Origin of the sequence: Dactylosporangium sp. NPDC000521, from assembly GCF_042898305.1 — a bacterium.
In the GTDB taxonomy this organism is placed as follows: Bacteria; Actinomycetota; Actinomycetes; order Mycobacteriales; family Micromonosporaceae; genus Dactylosporangium.
In genome coordinates this window covers 47,305-61,266 of record NZ_JBIAYW010000026.1, presented here as the reverse complement: position 1 = coordinate 61,266, position 13,962 = coordinate 47,305, and the positions used below count along the sequence as shown (strand labels likewise).

At 71.7% G+C, this 13,962-nt stretch carries 18 protein-coding genes and 1 pseudogene; 4 read left to right on the top strand and 15 right to left on the bottom strand.

Going from position 1 to position 13,962, the window contains the following annotated elements:
* Window positions 1–278 precede the first annotated feature (278 nt).
* The 9 genes and pseudogenes from ACFY3L_RS46930 to mtfM form a co-directional block, all read right to left on the bottom strand.
* Window positions 279–605 (bottom strand): DUF2516 family protein, encoded by a 327-nt coding sequence (locus ACFY3L_RS46930; protein WP_389340068.1) that lies wholly within the window; start codon window positions 603–605, stop codon window positions 279–281.
* Window positions 606–673: 68 nt separating this feature from the next.
* Complete coding sequence (locus ACFY3L_RS46925) at window positions 674–1,180, bottom strand: hypothetical protein (protein WP_389340066.1); 507 nt, start codon at window positions 1,178–1,180, stop codon at window positions 674–676.
* Between the two features lie 17 nt (window positions 1,181–1,197).
* Window positions 1,198–1,590 (bottom strand): annotated as a pseudogene (locus ACFY3L_RS46920) (helix-turn-helix domain-containing protein); the annotation flags it as partial.
* Between the two features lie 69 nt (window positions 1,591–1,659).
* Complete coding sequence (locus ACFY3L_RS46915; protein ID WP_389340064.1) at window positions 1,660–2,607, bottom strand: asparaginase; 948 nt, start codon at window positions 2,605–2,607, stop codon at window positions 1,660–1,662.
* Between the two features lie 52 nt (window positions 2,608–2,659).
* Window positions 2,660–3,493: a 3-keto-5-aminohexanoate cleavage protein gene (locus ACFY3L_RS46910; RefSeq protein ID WP_389340062.1), complete on the bottom strand. Its 834-nt coding sequence runs from the start codon at window positions 3,491–3,493 to the stop codon at window positions 2,660–2,662.
* An 8-nt stretch (window positions 3,494–3,501) separates the two neighbouring features.
* Window positions 3,502–4,566, bottom strand: a complete 1,065-nt coding sequence (locus ACFY3L_RS46905; RefSeq protein ID WP_389340060.1) for a YgfZ/GcvT domain-containing protein — start codon at window positions 4,564–4,566, stop codon at window positions 3,502–3,504.
* Between the two features lie 4 nt (window positions 4,567–4,570).
* Window positions 4,571–4,996: a Fur family transcriptional regulator gene (locus tag ACFY3L_RS46900; RefSeq protein ID WP_389340058.1), complete on the bottom strand. Its 426-nt coding sequence runs from the start codon at window positions 4,994–4,996 to the stop codon at window positions 4,571–4,573.
* Between the two features lie 22 nt (window positions 4,997–5,018).
* The gene (locus ACFY3L_RS46895; protein WP_389340056.1) at window positions 5,019–5,594 is read right to left on the bottom strand and encodes an FABP family protein; all 576 of its coding nucleotides are present in this window, start codon (window positions 5,592–5,594) and stop codon (window positions 5,019–5,021) included.
* A gap of 5 nt (window positions 5,595–5,599) precedes the next feature.
* Window positions 5,600–5,704 (bottom strand): small membrane protein MtfM, encoded by a 105-nt coding sequence (gene mtfM, locus ACFY3L_RS46890; RefSeq protein WP_033363477.1) that lies wholly within the window; start codon window positions 5,702–5,704, stop codon window positions 5,600–5,602.
* 12 nt (window positions 5,705–5,716) lie between these two features.
* Here mtfM and ACFY3L_RS46885 point away from each other — a divergent pair, with 12 nt between their 5' ends.
* Entirely contained in the window at window positions 5,717–6,091 is a 375-nt protein-coding gene (locus ACFY3L_RS46885) for a DsrE family protein (RefSeq protein ID WP_389340054.1), read from the top strand.
* A gap of 171 nt (window positions 6,092–6,262) precedes the next feature.
* Here ACFY3L_RS46885 and ACFY3L_RS46880 read toward each other — a convergent pair whose 3' ends face one another.
* From ACFY3L_RS46880 to ACFY3L_RS46855, 6 genes are all read right to left on the bottom strand, one after another.
* A complete protein-coding gene (locus ACFY3L_RS46880; protein WP_389340052.1) occupies window positions 6,263–7,048 on the bottom strand; it encodes a hypothetical protein in 786 nt (261 codons plus the stop codon).
* A gap of 115 nt (window positions 7,049–7,163) precedes the next feature.
* A complete protein-coding gene (locus ACFY3L_RS46875; protein WP_389340050.1) occupies window positions 7,164–7,475 on the bottom strand; it encodes a DUF1416 domain-containing protein in 312 nt (103 codons plus the stop codon).
* A 13-nt stretch (window positions 7,476–7,488) separates the two neighbouring features.
* On the bottom strand, window positions 7,489–8,340 hold the full coding sequence (locus ACFY3L_RS46870; protein WP_389340048.1) for a sulfurtransferase: 852 nt from the start codon (window positions 8,338–8,340) through the stop codon (window positions 7,489–7,491).
* Between the two features lie 213 nt (window positions 8,341–8,553).
* Window positions 8,554–8,622 carry a putative leader peptide gene (locus ACFY3L_RS46865; RefSeq protein WP_313900978.1) on the bottom strand — a complete coding sequence of 23 codons (69 nt, stop codon included), beginning with the start codon at window positions 8,620–8,622 and terminating at the stop codon, window positions 8,554–8,556.
* 79 nt (window positions 8,623–8,701) lie between these two features.
* The gene (locus ACFY3L_RS46860) at window positions 8,702–9,469 is read right to left on the bottom strand and encodes a DUF2993 domain-containing protein (RefSeq protein WP_389340046.1); all 768 of its coding nucleotides are present in this window, start codon (window positions 9,467–9,469) and stop codon (window positions 8,702–8,704) included.
* A 108-nt stretch (window positions 9,470–9,577) separates the two neighbouring features.
* A complete protein-coding gene (locus tag ACFY3L_RS46855) occupies window positions 9,578–10,528 on the bottom strand; it encodes a hypothetical protein (RefSeq protein WP_389340044.1) in 951 nt (316 codons plus the stop codon).
* Between the two features lie 220 nt (window positions 10,529–10,748).
* On the opposite strand from ACFY3L_RS46855, the gene ACFY3L_RS46850 reads away from it, so the two are divergent.
* The 3 genes from ACFY3L_RS46850 to pstS all read left to right on the top strand — a co-directional run bounded on the left by ACFY3L_RS46850 (window position 10,749) and on the right by pstS (window position 13,944).
* Window positions 10,749–11,450 (top strand): winged-helix domain-containing protein, encoded by a 702-nt coding sequence (locus ACFY3L_RS46850; RefSeq protein ID WP_389340042.1) that lies wholly within the window; start codon window positions 10,749–10,751, stop codon window positions 11,448–11,450.
* Window positions 11,451–11,522: 72 nt separating this feature from the next.
* On the top strand, window positions 11,523–12,557 hold the full coding sequence (mshD, locus tag ACFY3L_RS46845) for a mycothiol synthase (protein WP_389340040.1): 1,035 nt from the start codon (window positions 11,523–11,525) through the stop codon (window positions 12,555–12,557).
* A 268-nt stretch (window positions 12,558–12,825) separates the two neighbouring features.
* On the top strand, window positions 12,826–13,944 hold the full coding sequence (gene pstS / locus ACFY3L_RS46840; RefSeq protein WP_389340038.1) for a phosphate ABC transporter substrate-binding protein PstS: 1,119 nt from the start codon (window positions 12,826–12,828) through the stop codon (window positions 13,942–13,944).
* Window positions 13,945–13,962 lie beyond the last annotated feature (18 nt).

Genomic DNA, 13,962 nt, shown 5'->3' with positions numbered 1-13,962 from the left:
GGGCACCGGCGCAACCGCCGTAACAGGCACCGCCCCAGCCACCGGCTCAGCCACCGGCGTAACGGGCACTGACCCAGCCACCGGCTCAGCCGCCGCCGCCCCAGCCACCGGCGCAACGACCGTCACGGGCACCGGCGCAACCGCCGTAACAGGCACCGCCCCAGCCACCGGCTCAGCCACCGGCGTAACGGGCACTGACCCAGCCACCGGCTCAGCCGCCGAAGCCGTGGGCGCACCGGAAGAAGCGGCCGCCGGGGCAGCCGTCATCCCGGCCGCCATCACCAGGAGCCGTGGCCGTCGACGGCGTCTCGTAGCGCGGGTCTGATGTCGAGCAGGTACACGGCGAAGATGCCCGCGGAGATGAGCAGGAAGATGCTGAGGTAGCCCATGCGCAGCTGCGGCGCGAGGGCAGTGAGCAGCAGGCCGCCACCGTTCATGGCCAGCCAGACAGTCTTGGACATCGTGCCGATGGCGGGGAACGCGTCGGCCCGCTGGACCAGGCAGTGCAGCAACGCCGCGGCGCCGAGCACCAGGCAGAAGATCCACACCGTCAGGTCGATGTACAGCTCGACTCTGTTGTAGAACACCGGCACTGCAGTCACCATCCCCCGAGCTTATGCCGAAGCCCCCCGGCCCGTGCGAGACGGTCCGGAGGGCTCCCGACAAACTCCCGTTACTTCTTGGCGGCGGCGGTCTTCTTCGCCGCGACCTTCTTCGCGGGGGCCGGCGCGGCGGCCTCGTCGGACGGCTCGGTGGCCGCGGGCGACACGGCCGGCGCGATGTCGGCCGGGGTGGGCGTGACGGCGACCTCGGTGGTCACGGTCTTCGTGGCCGGCGCGATCTCGATCTTGGCCTCGGCGGTGCGGCCGCCGGCGACGACCTTCTCGCCACGGTTCACGAGTTCGGTGTACACGGCGAGCGCGCGGTCCTGCGCGACCTGAGCACCGGCGAGCAGCGACGTGGTGTTGCGACGGGCCGCGTCGCGCAGCCGGTCGGCGGCCACGGTCAGGTCGGCGCGGAGGTTGGTCTCGGCGACCGCCGGGCGCAGCTCCTCGACCCGGGCGCGCAGCTGGGCGACCTGCGCGGGCAGCTTGCGCAGCTGCTCGTAGGCCAGGTCACCGGCGCCGGCGGCGGCATAGAGCGGGGTGGGAATCTTGCGGGTGGTGGTGCTGGTGGTCATGTTGGCTCCTCTGGCTTCGTCGGTGGTGCCGGGTCGGCGTCGAGCCCCGCCCCCGAGGCGGCGCCGTCGGCATCGCTGCGCGAGTTCTCGCGCCGGAAGGTCTCGTAGATCTGTGTGAGCGACTGTTTCTGGGCGGTGGTGAGATCACTGTCCGCAGCGATCGCGGCCAGCACGTCGTGCCCCTCGCGCTCGAGCAGGCCGGCCCGCAGGTACATCAGCGGGGTCGACACCCGCAGTGCACTCGCGAGCTGCGCGAGCACCTCGGCGCTCGGTTTCCGCAGGCCACGCTCGATCTGACTGAGGTACGGGTTGCTGACGCCGGCCTGCTCGGCAAGCTGGCGGAGCGAGATGCGCGCGTTGCGGCGCAGGTCACGGATGAACCCACCCAGGTCGCGCGGCTCTTCAGTCACATCACCGACCGTAGCTCGCCCTGCTAACTGTTGCAAGCAAACTGCTAACTCCAGCTAGCGTGAAGCTACTCACCAGACTGCCCGGACCGAACCTACTCGCACGCCACCGCCCATGACCGGCATGTCCGAAAAGTCACCCAGCGAAAAGCCCAGCCGGGCGAACCCCGCGCTCAGCACGGGCAGTCGCGGCCGCGCCGCACCGTCGTCGATCTTCAGGGCCACCGCGCCGACGCCGGGGACCGCCGCCGCCATCACGCCCTCGGCGCCGATCTTCGACAGCAGCGTGGGGAACGCCCGCATGAGCTGCGTGTCGTGCCCGTCGGCGTCGGTGCCGGAGACCAGGTCGGGGTGGGCGCGCATGGCGTCCGCGACCAGGCGCGGGTGGGAGCCGGCCGGGGCCGACACCAGCTGGAGGAACGCCGAAGCCAGCCCCCGCAGCGACACCGCGAGCAGCGGCGCGCCGCACCCGTCGACGCCGACCGCCGCGGCCGGCTCACCGGCGAGGGATTCGACACCATCGCGGATCGCCACCTGCACGGGGTGCGCCGGGTCCAGGTAGCCGGCGAGGGGCCAGCCGTTGGCCGCGCAGGTGCGCAGCATCCCCGCGTGCTTGCCCGAGCAGTTCATGAACAGCGGCGACCGCTCCCCGCCCGCCCTGACCACGGCGTCGCGGGCGTCGTCGGACAGCGGGTAGTCCGGTGGGCAGCCGAGCGCTGAGGGCGGGATGGCGGCGAGCACACCTCGTACCGACGCCACATGCGCGGGCTGACCGCGATGGCTGGCCGAGATGATCGCGAGCTCGGCCGGCGTCGCGGTGAGCCCGGCCGCCAGCATCCCCACCGCCTGCATGGGCTTGTTGGACGAGCGCGGGAAGACCGGGCCGAGCACGTCACCGGCCCACGCCGTGACCTCGCCGGTGGCGTCCAGCACGACGGCGGACCCGCTGTGCCGGCTCTCCACGAACCCGCTGCGCTCGACCTCCGCAAGCGGCTCCCCACCCAGGTACAGGTCGCTCATGCCGCCACCTCCGCTGCGCTCGCCCTCCGCGAGCGGCCCGGATACAGGTCGCTCATGCGCGGATCCCCAGCAGCGCGCGGGCGTCGGACGGGGTCATCGGGGGGCGCTGGGCGAGCCGGGCGAAGGCGGAGGCCCTCGCGACGAGCTGCGCGTTGCTCTCCACCGGCGCGCCCTTGGCGTAGGTGACGGTGTCCTCCATGCCGACCCGCAGGTGCCCGCCCGCCGACAGCGACGCGAGCAGGACCGGCAGCGTGCCGCGGCCGATGCCGGTGGCGGAGAACGTGGTGCTGGACGGCAGGTCGCGCATCGCCTGCACGCAGGCGACCAGGGCCTCGGCGGTGGCGGGCATCCCGCCGGGCACGCCCATGACCAGGTCGAGGTGGACGTGGCCGCCGGCGGGCAGCCCGTGCTTGTCGAGCAGGCGCCGCAGCGCGGTGAGCTGGCCGAGGTCGAAGATCTCGTACTCGGGGACGATCCCCTGGTCACGCATGCGGGTGTGCAGCTCGACGATGAACGACCACCGGTTGAGGAACACGTCGTCGCCGAAGTTGACCGTGCCCATCGTGCAGGAGGCCATGTCCGGCCCGGCGTCGAGGACGCGCAGCCGGTCGGACTCCGGGTCGGTGACCGCGCCGCCGCTGGAGAGCTGGACGATGAGGTCGGTCTCGGCCCGCAGCGCGGCGACGGCCTCCTTGAGCCGGCCGAGGTCGAGGGTCGGCCGGGCGTCGTCGTCGCGCAGGTGCACGTGGATGACCGAGGCACCCACCGCCTGGCACTCCTTGCCGGTCGTGACCAGCTCGTCCAGGGTCACCGGCAGCGCTGGCACGTCGGCCTTGCTCGATTCGGCGCCGGTGGGCGCCACCGTGATCAACGTCGTTGTTGTCATGGCTCTTTCTACAGCGGGTCGATCGCGGCCGTGGACGGGCCCACCTGCAATTGACTGCCGTCGTCGGTGGTGACGTTCTGCCGGACGACGGCGAGCGCGATCTGGCCGAGCTCGTAGTGGCGGGCGGCGGTGCCGACGAACCCGACCGCCCAGCCGTCCCGGACCACCTCGGTGTGCGGCGCGGGGAGCTCGTCGGTGGCCATGCCGTCCAGGTGCAGCAGCACCAGCTTGCGCGGCGGCCGGCCGAGGTGGTGCACCCGGGAGATCGTCTCCTGCCCCCGATAGCAGCCCTTTTCCAGGTGTACGGCGTGCGCCGTCCAGCCGACCTCCGCGGGCAGGGTCTTGTGGTCGGTCTCGAAGCCGAACCGGGGGCGCCGCGCCGCGACCCGCAGCGCCTCGTAGGCCCAGATCCCGGCCGGTGGGAGCCGCACGGCCTCGACCAGGTCGGGCACCGCGGACCGGGGCACGATGAGGTCCGCGCCGCCCTCCACCCGGCGGACGAGCCCGTCGAACGCCGGCAGCGCGGCCGCCGCGTAGCGGGCGGTCGGCCGGGGCGGCACCACCCCGGTCGCGAACTTCGCCGGCGGCACGGGCACCACGTCGGGCGCGGCGAGCGAGACGCCGAGCGTCCGCAGCGCGTCGTCGGTGTGCGGGCCGACGATCGACAGCACCGCCCGGTCGGCGGTCACGTCGGCGGGCTCGACCCGCATCATGAAGATCATCCGCGACAGGAACGTCAGCAGGCCCGCACCGGCGCCGGGCTCCAGGTCCAGCCACGTGGCCGTGCCGTCGTCGACGAGCATCGCGTGGTGCTCCACGTGCCCGTGCGGCGACAGCACGAGCAGCTCCGAGCCGCTCATCGGGGCCAGGCCGGTCAGGTGCTGGGTGGTGAGGCTGTGCAGCCAGGTCAGCCGGTCGGCGCCGGGCACGGCCAGGACATCGCGGTGCGAGCGGTCGACCAGCCCGGCCTCGGTGTCGAGGATCTTCTGCTCGCGGCTCGGGTCGCCGTAGTGCGCGACTGCGGCGCCGTCGGCAGACGAGGGATCGATGGACGCCACGGTAACTGGCTTCACGGGGCTACTCCTCTTCGGAACCGCAGCTGCCGCACACGCCGAACAGGGCCACGTGGCCGATGTCGAGGCGGAAGCCGCGGGTGGTGCGCAGGTCCTCGGCGAGGCCCTCGAGCATGGGTGACGGCAGCTCCTGCACGTCGCCGCAGCCCCGGCACACGAGGTGGGCGTGCTGGTGCTCGCCGAGCGGGTGATAGGTGGGCGCGCCGTGCGACAGGTGCGCGTGCGTCACCAGCTGGAGCTCCTCGAGGAGCTCCAGCGTGCGGTAGACGGTGGTGATGTTGACCCCGGCGGCGCGCTCGCTGACGTCGGCGTGGATCTGGTCGGGCGTCGCGTGGCGCAGCCGGTAGACCGACTCGAGCACGAGCTGCCGGGGCGCGGTCAGCCGCAGGCCCCGCGACCGGAGCACTGCGGCCAGATCATCGAAACCCACGACGTTCAGATTAACGCGCGGCTCAGCCCGCGACGCGCTCCAGGCGGGCGGACAGGTGCGGCTGGAGCGGCTGGCCGACGGCGGCGAGGTCGAACGCGTAGAGCAGCGCCCCCTCGACGATCCCGTAGAGCCGCTGGGCGCCGCGGACCTCCTTGGCGGTCGACGTGCGGACCACCGCGTCGGTGGCCATCTGCCACTGCGTGGTGCCCTTGGCCTGGCCGATGTAGAGCTCCATGATCCCGGTCGGCTGGCTGAGCAGCACCTCGACCTCGTCGGTCGCCTTGCCGTCCGCGAGCACCGGCCGCCACCAGCCGGTCTCCCGGTTGCTGGGCTTGATCGGGTTGCCGTCGACGTCGATCACCCAGGCGCGCGACTCGTAGAACAGGAACGGCCGCCCGTCGTGGCTGAAGCGGATCTCCTGCGCGTAGTGGAAGCCCTCGATCGTCGGGTAGTCGCCCTGGCCGCGCCCGCGCCACACCCCGACCAGCGGCAGCAGCCCGAGCAGCGCGGGATGGAGGTCCGGGCCGACCCGCAGGTCGTGCGTCTCCTCGTACGGGTACTCCCCGACCTGGGCCAACCCAGCCCATGGCGGCTGCATGTCTGTCACCAACGCCCCCTCGACACCCTCACCGCGAGATAGATCAGCCCGCCTGCGAGGGCGCCCATCCCGGCGACCAGCAAGCTGACGAACCCGATCTCGGTAACCATCCCCCGAATCCTATGCTGCGAGTCATGGCACGCTCTCTGGTCATCAAGACAACCGCCGGCTCGGACGCCCCGGAACGCTGCTCGCAGGCCTTCACCGTGGCCGCGACCGCGCTCGCCGGCGGCGCCGCCACCTCGCTCTGGCTGACCGGGGAGTCGGCGTGGTTCGCGCTGCCGGGCCGGGCGGCGCAGTTCGAGCTGCCGCACGCGGCGCCGCTCGCCGACCTGCTGGACGCGCTGCTGGCGGGCGGCACGGTCACGCTGTGCACCCAGTGCGCCGCCCGTCGCGGCATCGGTCCGGACGACGTCATCCCCGGCATCCGCATCGCCGGCGCCGCCGTCTTCGTGGAGGAAGCCCTCCAGGAGGGCGCGCAGGCGCTCGTCTACTGAGCCGACAAGGCACTCCAGGCGGGCACAGCCGCTCATGTACCGAGTCGACAAGGCACTCCAGGCGGACGCGGCCGCTCATGTACCGCGTCGAGAAGGCGCTCCGGGAGCGCACGGCCGCTCGTGTACCGCGTCGAGAGGGCCTTCCGGGAGCGCGGCCGCCCGTGTGCCCGGCTAGCAGCCGGCCGTCGAGGTGATGTGCAGCTCGCTGCCGTCGACGCGCAGGGCGACACCCGCCTCACCGGCACGGAAGGCGAAGAGCTTCGGCTCGTCGAGCACGACCGCGGAGGCCGGGACCGTGGCGCGGGACGCGGCGCCGTCGCCGGTGGTGACGGCCTCGACGGTCCACAGGGTGCCGCCGCCGGGGCAGGTGACCCGGTGGGTCCGCCACTGCGACGCGGTCTGCTTCAGGGTGTCGAGGACGGCCTGGACGGGCGCGCGGTTGGCGGTCTGCGACTGCGGGGTCGCCTCCTCGACCGCGGCGTCCTGGACCCGGCAGCCGGTGTCGCCGATGAAGCGCAGCTGCCCCGGCTGGATGACGCTGCCGCGCACCGAGACGAACCCGCCGGCGTCGGCGCTCAGCGAGTGGTTGCTCGGGCCGCTCACGAGGTGGGCGTCGTAGGAGGCGGGCAGGGCCGCCTTGATCCGGTCGAGGACGTCGGGCTCGGTGCCCTGCTTCACGTACACCAGCAGCACCCGCTCGAAACGGGTGCCCTCGCGGGCGGAGGTGACCCGGCAGCTGCGGTCGACGCGCGTGTAGCCGCCGAGCGCCGTGACGGAGGTGGCCGGGTCGAGCGCGGCGGCGATGCGGCCGAGCGCTCCGTCGACGATGGGCAGGCCCTGCGCGATCGTGGTCTGGTCGCGGGACGTCGGCGTGCCGTGGCGCGAGGAGAAGTAGGCCAGGCCGGCCACCACGAGGGCCCAGGCCACCGTGACGGCGATGATCCAGCGACGTTTCACGGCGGCAATCCTCGCAGGCCGGCACACCGCCACCAAATGCCGCCGCACTGCGCCGAAAAATGCCGCCGCCCTCCGGGGTTGGGCCCGGAGAGCGGCGGCACGGTGCGTGCGAAGGTCAGGCGACCGCGACCGCGACCTCGTTGATGCCACGGCCGGCGGCGAGGTTCGCGTCACCGTTGCCCTGGCGGGACAGGGCCCGCAGCGTCCAGTTGCCGGGCGCGGCGAAGAACCGGAACTGCCCGGCCGGCGACGTGACGACCTCGGCGGTGAACTCGCCGGTCGCGTCGAGCAGGCGTACGTAGGCACCGCCGACGGGGCCGTCGCCGGAGCTCACGACGCCCGTGATGACGGTTTCCTTCTCGACGTCCACAGAGGCGGGGATCGGCGCGCTCTGCTCGGGGGCGCCGCAGCTGTCAGCAACACTCATGATGCTCTGCCTTTCACGCGTTGCCGGGCTCGTCGCCGATGGCGACGGGGACACCGACGAGGGAGCCGTACTCGGTCCAGGAACCGTCGTAGTTGCGCACATCGCTGTGCCCGAGGATCTCCTTGAGCACGAACCAGGTGTGCGAGGAGCGCTCGCCGATGCGGCAGTAGGCGATGGTCGCCTTGCTGTCGTCGAGGCCGGCGGCGGCGTAGATCTCGCGCAGCTCGTCGTCGGACTTGAAGGTGCCGTCCTCGTTGGCCGCCTTGCTCCACGGCACCGACACGGCGGTCGGGATGTGGCCCGGACGCTGCGCCTGCTCCTGCGGGAGGTGAGCGGGGGCGAGGAGACGACCCGCGAACTCGTCGGGCGAGCGGACGTCGACGAGGTTCAGCACGCCGATCGCCTTGACCGCGTCGTCGCGGAACGCGCGGATCGACAGGTCCTGGTCGTGCGCCGCGACATACGTGGTGGCGGGGCGGCTGACCTCGTCCTTGGTCAGCGGGCGCCCGTCGAGCTCCCACTTCTTGCGGCCGCCGTCGAGCAGCTTGACGTCGCCGTGGCCGTACAGCTTGAAGTACCAGTACGCGTAGGCGGCGAACCAGTTGTTGTTGCCGCCGTAGAGGACGACCTTGTCGTCGTTGCCGATGCCCTTGCTGGACAGCAGGGCCTCGAACTGCTCCTTGTTGACGAAGTCCCGGCGGACCTGGTCCTGCAGCTCGGTCTTCCAGTTGATCTTGACCGCACCGGCGATGTGGCCGCCGTCGTAGGCGGCGGTGTCCTCGTCGACCTCGACGAAGACCACGTTGTCGGCACCGATGTTCTGCTCGGCCCAGTCGGCCGTGACCAGTGCGCTCTCGCGACTCATGAGTGTTTTCTCTCCCAGGGAACGATTTGGGGTGGGTCGAGTCGGCACACGGGTCGGGGTGTGCACCACGCCGCGCGCGACCCGAGGGGACGGATCACGGTTTCGGCGATGGGTCTGAAAACTGCCGCGGACTGGGAAATCGCCCGCCAGACCCATCGGTCTGGGGCGCCGCTGCCTCGAGCCGTTAGTCGAGCACGCTGCAGGGCCGCACCACTAGGGGCGGCAACACAGGCAGGTGGCCACGCGGCACAGGTCGACCGCGCGCCGTCTGGTGAGCAGCATGCTCATGGTCAGGCAGCCTAGCACCGCCTGAGGTGTCATCCCAGGGTCCGCTTGGTCACTGTCCGCCTGTTGGACCTGATCACTGCCCGGAAAGGGGAACGTCCTTCGCCGAGGCGATGACGCGGAGCCCCGCGTCGGTCGTCTCCGCGGAGTTGATCACCAGGTTGTACGGGAGGCCCGGCAGCTTGACGGTGACCTGGAGCCGGTTCTTGTTGGCCTGGATGAGGTCGTTGACGAACTTCGGCAGGTTGCCCTGGTCGGTGGTGACCGAGTCGAGCTTGAGCCGGACCTTGCCCGACTCGACGACCATGCCGCCGTTGGCGATGATCGTGACCTTGAACCCCTGGTACGCGAACGGGATCCGCAGCTCGATCTTGTTGTTGACCACCTTCACGTCGACGGCGGAGGGGTCCACGCCCTGCGGCAGGTTGCTGAACTCCAGCAGCTTCCGGACGTTGTCCCAGGTCATGGTGGCCCGGCCGATGACCTCGCCGGCGACCACCTCACCCCGGCCGTTCATCAGGTCGCGCGCGTCGGCCTTGACCGCCTTGGCGTCGACGGTGAGCGTCTCGAGCTTCACGTTGTCGATCTGCGGCTTGCTCAGGGCGATGCTGATCTTCTCGTACTCCCCCGCGAGCACCTGGGTGAGGAACGGGAAGCCGGCGATCTTCACCGAGGGGCCGCCCTCATAGGTGACGGAGTTGGCCGCGAGCTGCTTGCGGGTCTCGTCGGTGATGCGGTCCCGCGCGGTGCTCGCCGCGATCCGGTCCGCGACGAAGAGCACGCCGACCAGGACGACCGCCAGCACGACCAGCACGATGCCGATCTTGGCGCCTCTGCTCGCCACAGCACTCCTTCCGCGCCCCGGGTGGGGGTGTTACCGGCACGTACCCAGCCTCCAGGATTTCCTACCTTCGCAACCAGGGAGGCCGCTGCGACACGAGCTGCGACACGACTAGAGCAGTAACAGCGTGCTGGCGAGGTAGGCGGCGGGCGCGGCGAAGGCGAAGGCCCCCATCGGCCCCTGGATGTGGCGGGCGAGGTACATGGCGGGCTCGTCACCGTCGATCATGCGGCTGGCCTCGGCATAGCCGACCGACAGGTCCACCATGACGGCGACGATGGCGGTGGCCAGGCCGGCGAGGGCGCTCTGCAGCGGCATGATGCCCTCGAGCACGTTGCCGATCGCGCCGGCGGCGGCGGTGCCGACCATCGCGCCGAGCACGACACCGGCGCCGCCGCGCGGGACCTGCGGCGCGATGCGGGGCAGCGCGACGATCGCGTCGGTGACCCGGGCGACCACGATGGCGATGCCGGCGGCGGCGAGGCAGGCGACGATCGCCTGCGTGCCGCTCGGGATCCGGCCGAGGACGATCACGCTGGCGAAGGCCACGACGCCGAGGGTGACGACGAGCGAGGAGCCGAGCGACTCGGTGACCCGCTGGCGCCCCGCGGGGCGGGTGAGCTGGCCGACGACGCCGACGATGAACCCGGCCGCGGTGACGTACGCCAGCGGCGCGAGGGACGCCGGGCGGGTCAGGACCGCGGCGACGTCGGTGCCGATGGCGACCGCGATGCCGACGGCGGCGACGACGCGCGGGGCCGGCGGCCGGCTGGCGATGATCCAGACGCCGACGAACAGCACCTGCACGCCGAAGATCACCACCGCGTAGGACTCGTGCCTGGTCTGCGCGCCGACGACGAGCCCGACGGTCAGCAGGGCCGCGAACCCGGCGATACCGAGGGAGACCATGCGCCGCACCGGGGGCACACGCTCCGGTGTCTCGGGACTGTCCGGGACGTCGGCCTGCTCCCGGCGCCTGCGCCGGGGCGCCTCATCGGCGGCCGAAGGCCAGGCGCCGCGGTCCTCGGCGTGGTTCTCGGCGGAGGGCGGGGTAGCGGGCACGCCCCGATGGTGCCAGAACTCCCCCCACCCGGCCCCCACCGGGATGAGGAAATCGCGCATAGCATGCGGCGAGGAACGGTGGAGTGTGGCTCAGCCGACTGTCCCGATCTGGATCGCCGCTGGTCGCAAACGATGAGTACTCCGATATTCTAGGGCGGAGATACCCCCCACAACCTCCCGTCAGTGTGGCCGGGACGAAACAGAGCCGCGGAGGTGACTCGTGGAGATCCTGCTGCTGACCGCGGCTCCCGCGGGCCAGGTGGTCTTGCCCGGCCTCGACCTGCTGCCCCACACGGTGCGCATCGCCCCGCGCGACGTCCGCACCCTGATGAGCGGCCCGAGCCCGGACGCCGTGATCGTCGACGCCCGCACCGAGCTGGCCGATGCCCGCGCGACCTGCCGGATGCTGCACGCGACCGGCCTGGGCGTCCCCCTGCTGGCGGTGGTGACCGAGGCCGGCCTCGTCGCGCTGCACGCCGACTGGGGCCTCGACGACGTCGTCCTGGCCAGCGCCGGCCCCGCCGAGATCGAGGCCCGGCTGCGGCTGGGTGTCGGCCGGCTCAACTCGGCCGCGGCCGCGAGCGGCGGCATGATCAAGGCCGGCGAGCTGACGATCGACCCCGACACCTACGCGGCGAAGCTCAAAGGTCGCCCGCTCGACCTCACCTACAAGGAGTTCGAGCTGCTCAAGTTCCTGGCCCAGCACCCGGGCCGGGTCTTCACCCGCGACCAGCTGCTGCGCGAGGTCTGGGGCTATGACTACTTCGGCGGCACCCGCACGGTCGACGTGCACGTGCGGCGCCTGCGCGCGAAGCTCGGCTCGGAGTACGAGTCGATGATCGGCACGGTGCGTCAGGTCGGCTACAAGTTCGTGGTCCCGCCGGCCCGCCCGCTGCACGAGTCGGAGCCGGTAAGGGTCTGACCACCACACGGGGCCACCGTACGAGGCCGCCGCACGAGGCTGTGCGGTAAGGGTCTGCTCTAGGCTTGGCCCGTGACCGTCGAGCAGCTGGACCACCTCTCCACCACGCAGGTCGACCAGGTGCTCGCGCTGAGCCAGGCCGCCGGCGACACCGACGGGGCGCTGCCGCTGTCGGAGCACGTCGTGCTGCACCTGCGGCACGGGGGTGAGACGCAGGCGGTGCACCTGCTGGCGCGCGACGCCGCCGGCACCGTCGTGGGGTATGCGCACGTCGACACGACCGACGCGGTCGCGGGTGCCTCGGCCGAGCTGGCAGTACACCCGCAGCACCGGCGGCGCGGGATCGGGCGGGCGCTCGCCGAGGCGGCGATCGCGGTCGCCGACGAGCGCTCCGGCGGCCGGCTGCGGCTGTGGGCGCACGGCGACCACCCGTCGGCCTCCGCCCTCGCGATCCGCCTCGGCTTCGACCGGGCACGGGTGCTGCTGCAGCTGCGGCGGTCGCTGTTCGCGCCGCTGGACGAGGTGGCGCTGCCCGACGGGGTGACCCTGCGCGCGTTCCGCCCGGGTGAGGACGACGCCGCCTGGCTCGCGGTCAACGCGGCGGCCTTCGCCGACCATCCCGAGCAGGGCAAGTGGACCCTCGACGACCTGCGAGTACGGGTGCGGGAGCCCTGGTTCGACCCGGCCGGCTTCCTCCTGGCGTTCCGCCACGACCCGCCGGAAGAGCACGACAACGGCGAGCTGCCCGGAGGGCGTGACAGTGGCGGCAAGCTGCCCGGAGGGCGTGACAGTGGCGGCGAGCTGGTCGGCTTCCACTGGACCAAGGTCCACGGTGAGCCCGAGGCACACGTGCACGATCAGATCGGCGAGGTCTACGTGCTGGGCGTCGCGCCCGGCGCGCACGGCGGCGGGCTGGGCCGCGCGCTGACCCTCGCCGGGCTCTGGCACCTCCGCTCGCGCGGGCTGTCGCAGGTCATGCTGTACGTCGACGAGGAGAACCGGCGGGCCGTGGCGCTGTACCAGCGGCTGGGGTTCGTGCGCTGGGCCATGGACGTGAGCTTCCAGCGGTCCGGGCCGCAGGCCGGCATGCCGCCACTCGCCGGCTGACGCAAAAGCTGGGCCATGGACCTGAGCTTCCAGCGGTCCGGGCCGCAGGCCGCCATGCCGCCACTCGCCGGCTGACGCAAAACGGGCACCGACTATCTCCAGTGGGCAGTTCACTCATTGGCAAACTGTCCTCCGACCAGGCGTCACCTTCCCCGAAGCACCTGTTCACCGTGCGTTCATCCGGCTCCGGAGGACCGGTTACCTAGCGCTCTTAGCGTCGCTTTCAGTCGACGACCCCCGTCGGCAGTACCCCGACGAAGGGACCGCAGTGAACTTCAAGCGGCACGGCATCATGGCCGGCATCGCGCTCACCGCGACGCTGGCGCTCACCGCGTGCGGCTCGGACAACAACGAGACCCCCAGCACGCCGGGCACCGGCGGTGGCAGCACCGCGGCGTCCGACATCACCTGCGCCAAGGGCTCGCTGACGGCCCAGGGCTCGTCCGCGCAGAAGAACGCGATGGACGAGTGGATCAAGGCGTACCAGCTGAAGTGCACCGACGCCAAGATCGACTACCAGGGCACCGGCTCCGGTGCCGGTATCACCGCCTTCTCGGGTGGCACGGCCGACTTCGCGGGCTCCGACTCGGCCCTCAAGGACGGCGACGAGACCACCAAGGCCACCGCGCGCTGCGGCGGCAACCCGGCGCTCAACCTGCCGATGGTCACGGGCCCGATCGCCATCGCCTACAACCTCGACGGTGTCAAGGACCTCCAGCTCAAGCCGGAGACCCTCGCCAAGATCTTCGGTGGCCAGATCACCAAGTGGGACGACGCCGCCATCAAGGCCGACAACCCGAGCGCGACGCTCCCGTCGACCCCGATCAACGCGATCCACCGCCAGGAGTCCTCGGGCACCACCGAGAACTTCACGGGCTACCTGGACAAGGCCGCGGCCGGCACCTGGACCTTCGGCAAGGACAAGGTCTGGAAGGCGACCGGCGGCCAGGCCGAGAAGGGCTCCGACGGCGTCGCGGGCGCGATCAAGAAGGCGCCCGGCGCGATCGGCTACGTCGAGTGGTCGTTCGCCAAGGTCAACTCCCTCGCCACCGCCAAGATCTACAACGGCGCCGGTGAGTTCACCGCGCTGACCGGTGCCGCGGCCGGCAAGACCGTCGCGGGCGCCAAGATCACCGGTACCGGCGACGACCTGAAGCTCTCGATCGACTACGCCACCAAGGAGGCCGGGGCCTACCCGATCATCCTGGTGACCTACGAGATCGTCTGCAGCAAGGGCACCCCGGCCGACAAGCTCGACCTGGTCAAGGGCTTCCTGGGCTACACCGTGAGCGCCGCCGGCCAGGCTCAGCTCGAGAAGCTGGGCTACGCCCCGCTGCCCGAGTCGGTCCAGACCAAGGTCGCCGCCTCCATCAAGAACCTGGCCTGACAGGACTCTCCTTGAGCC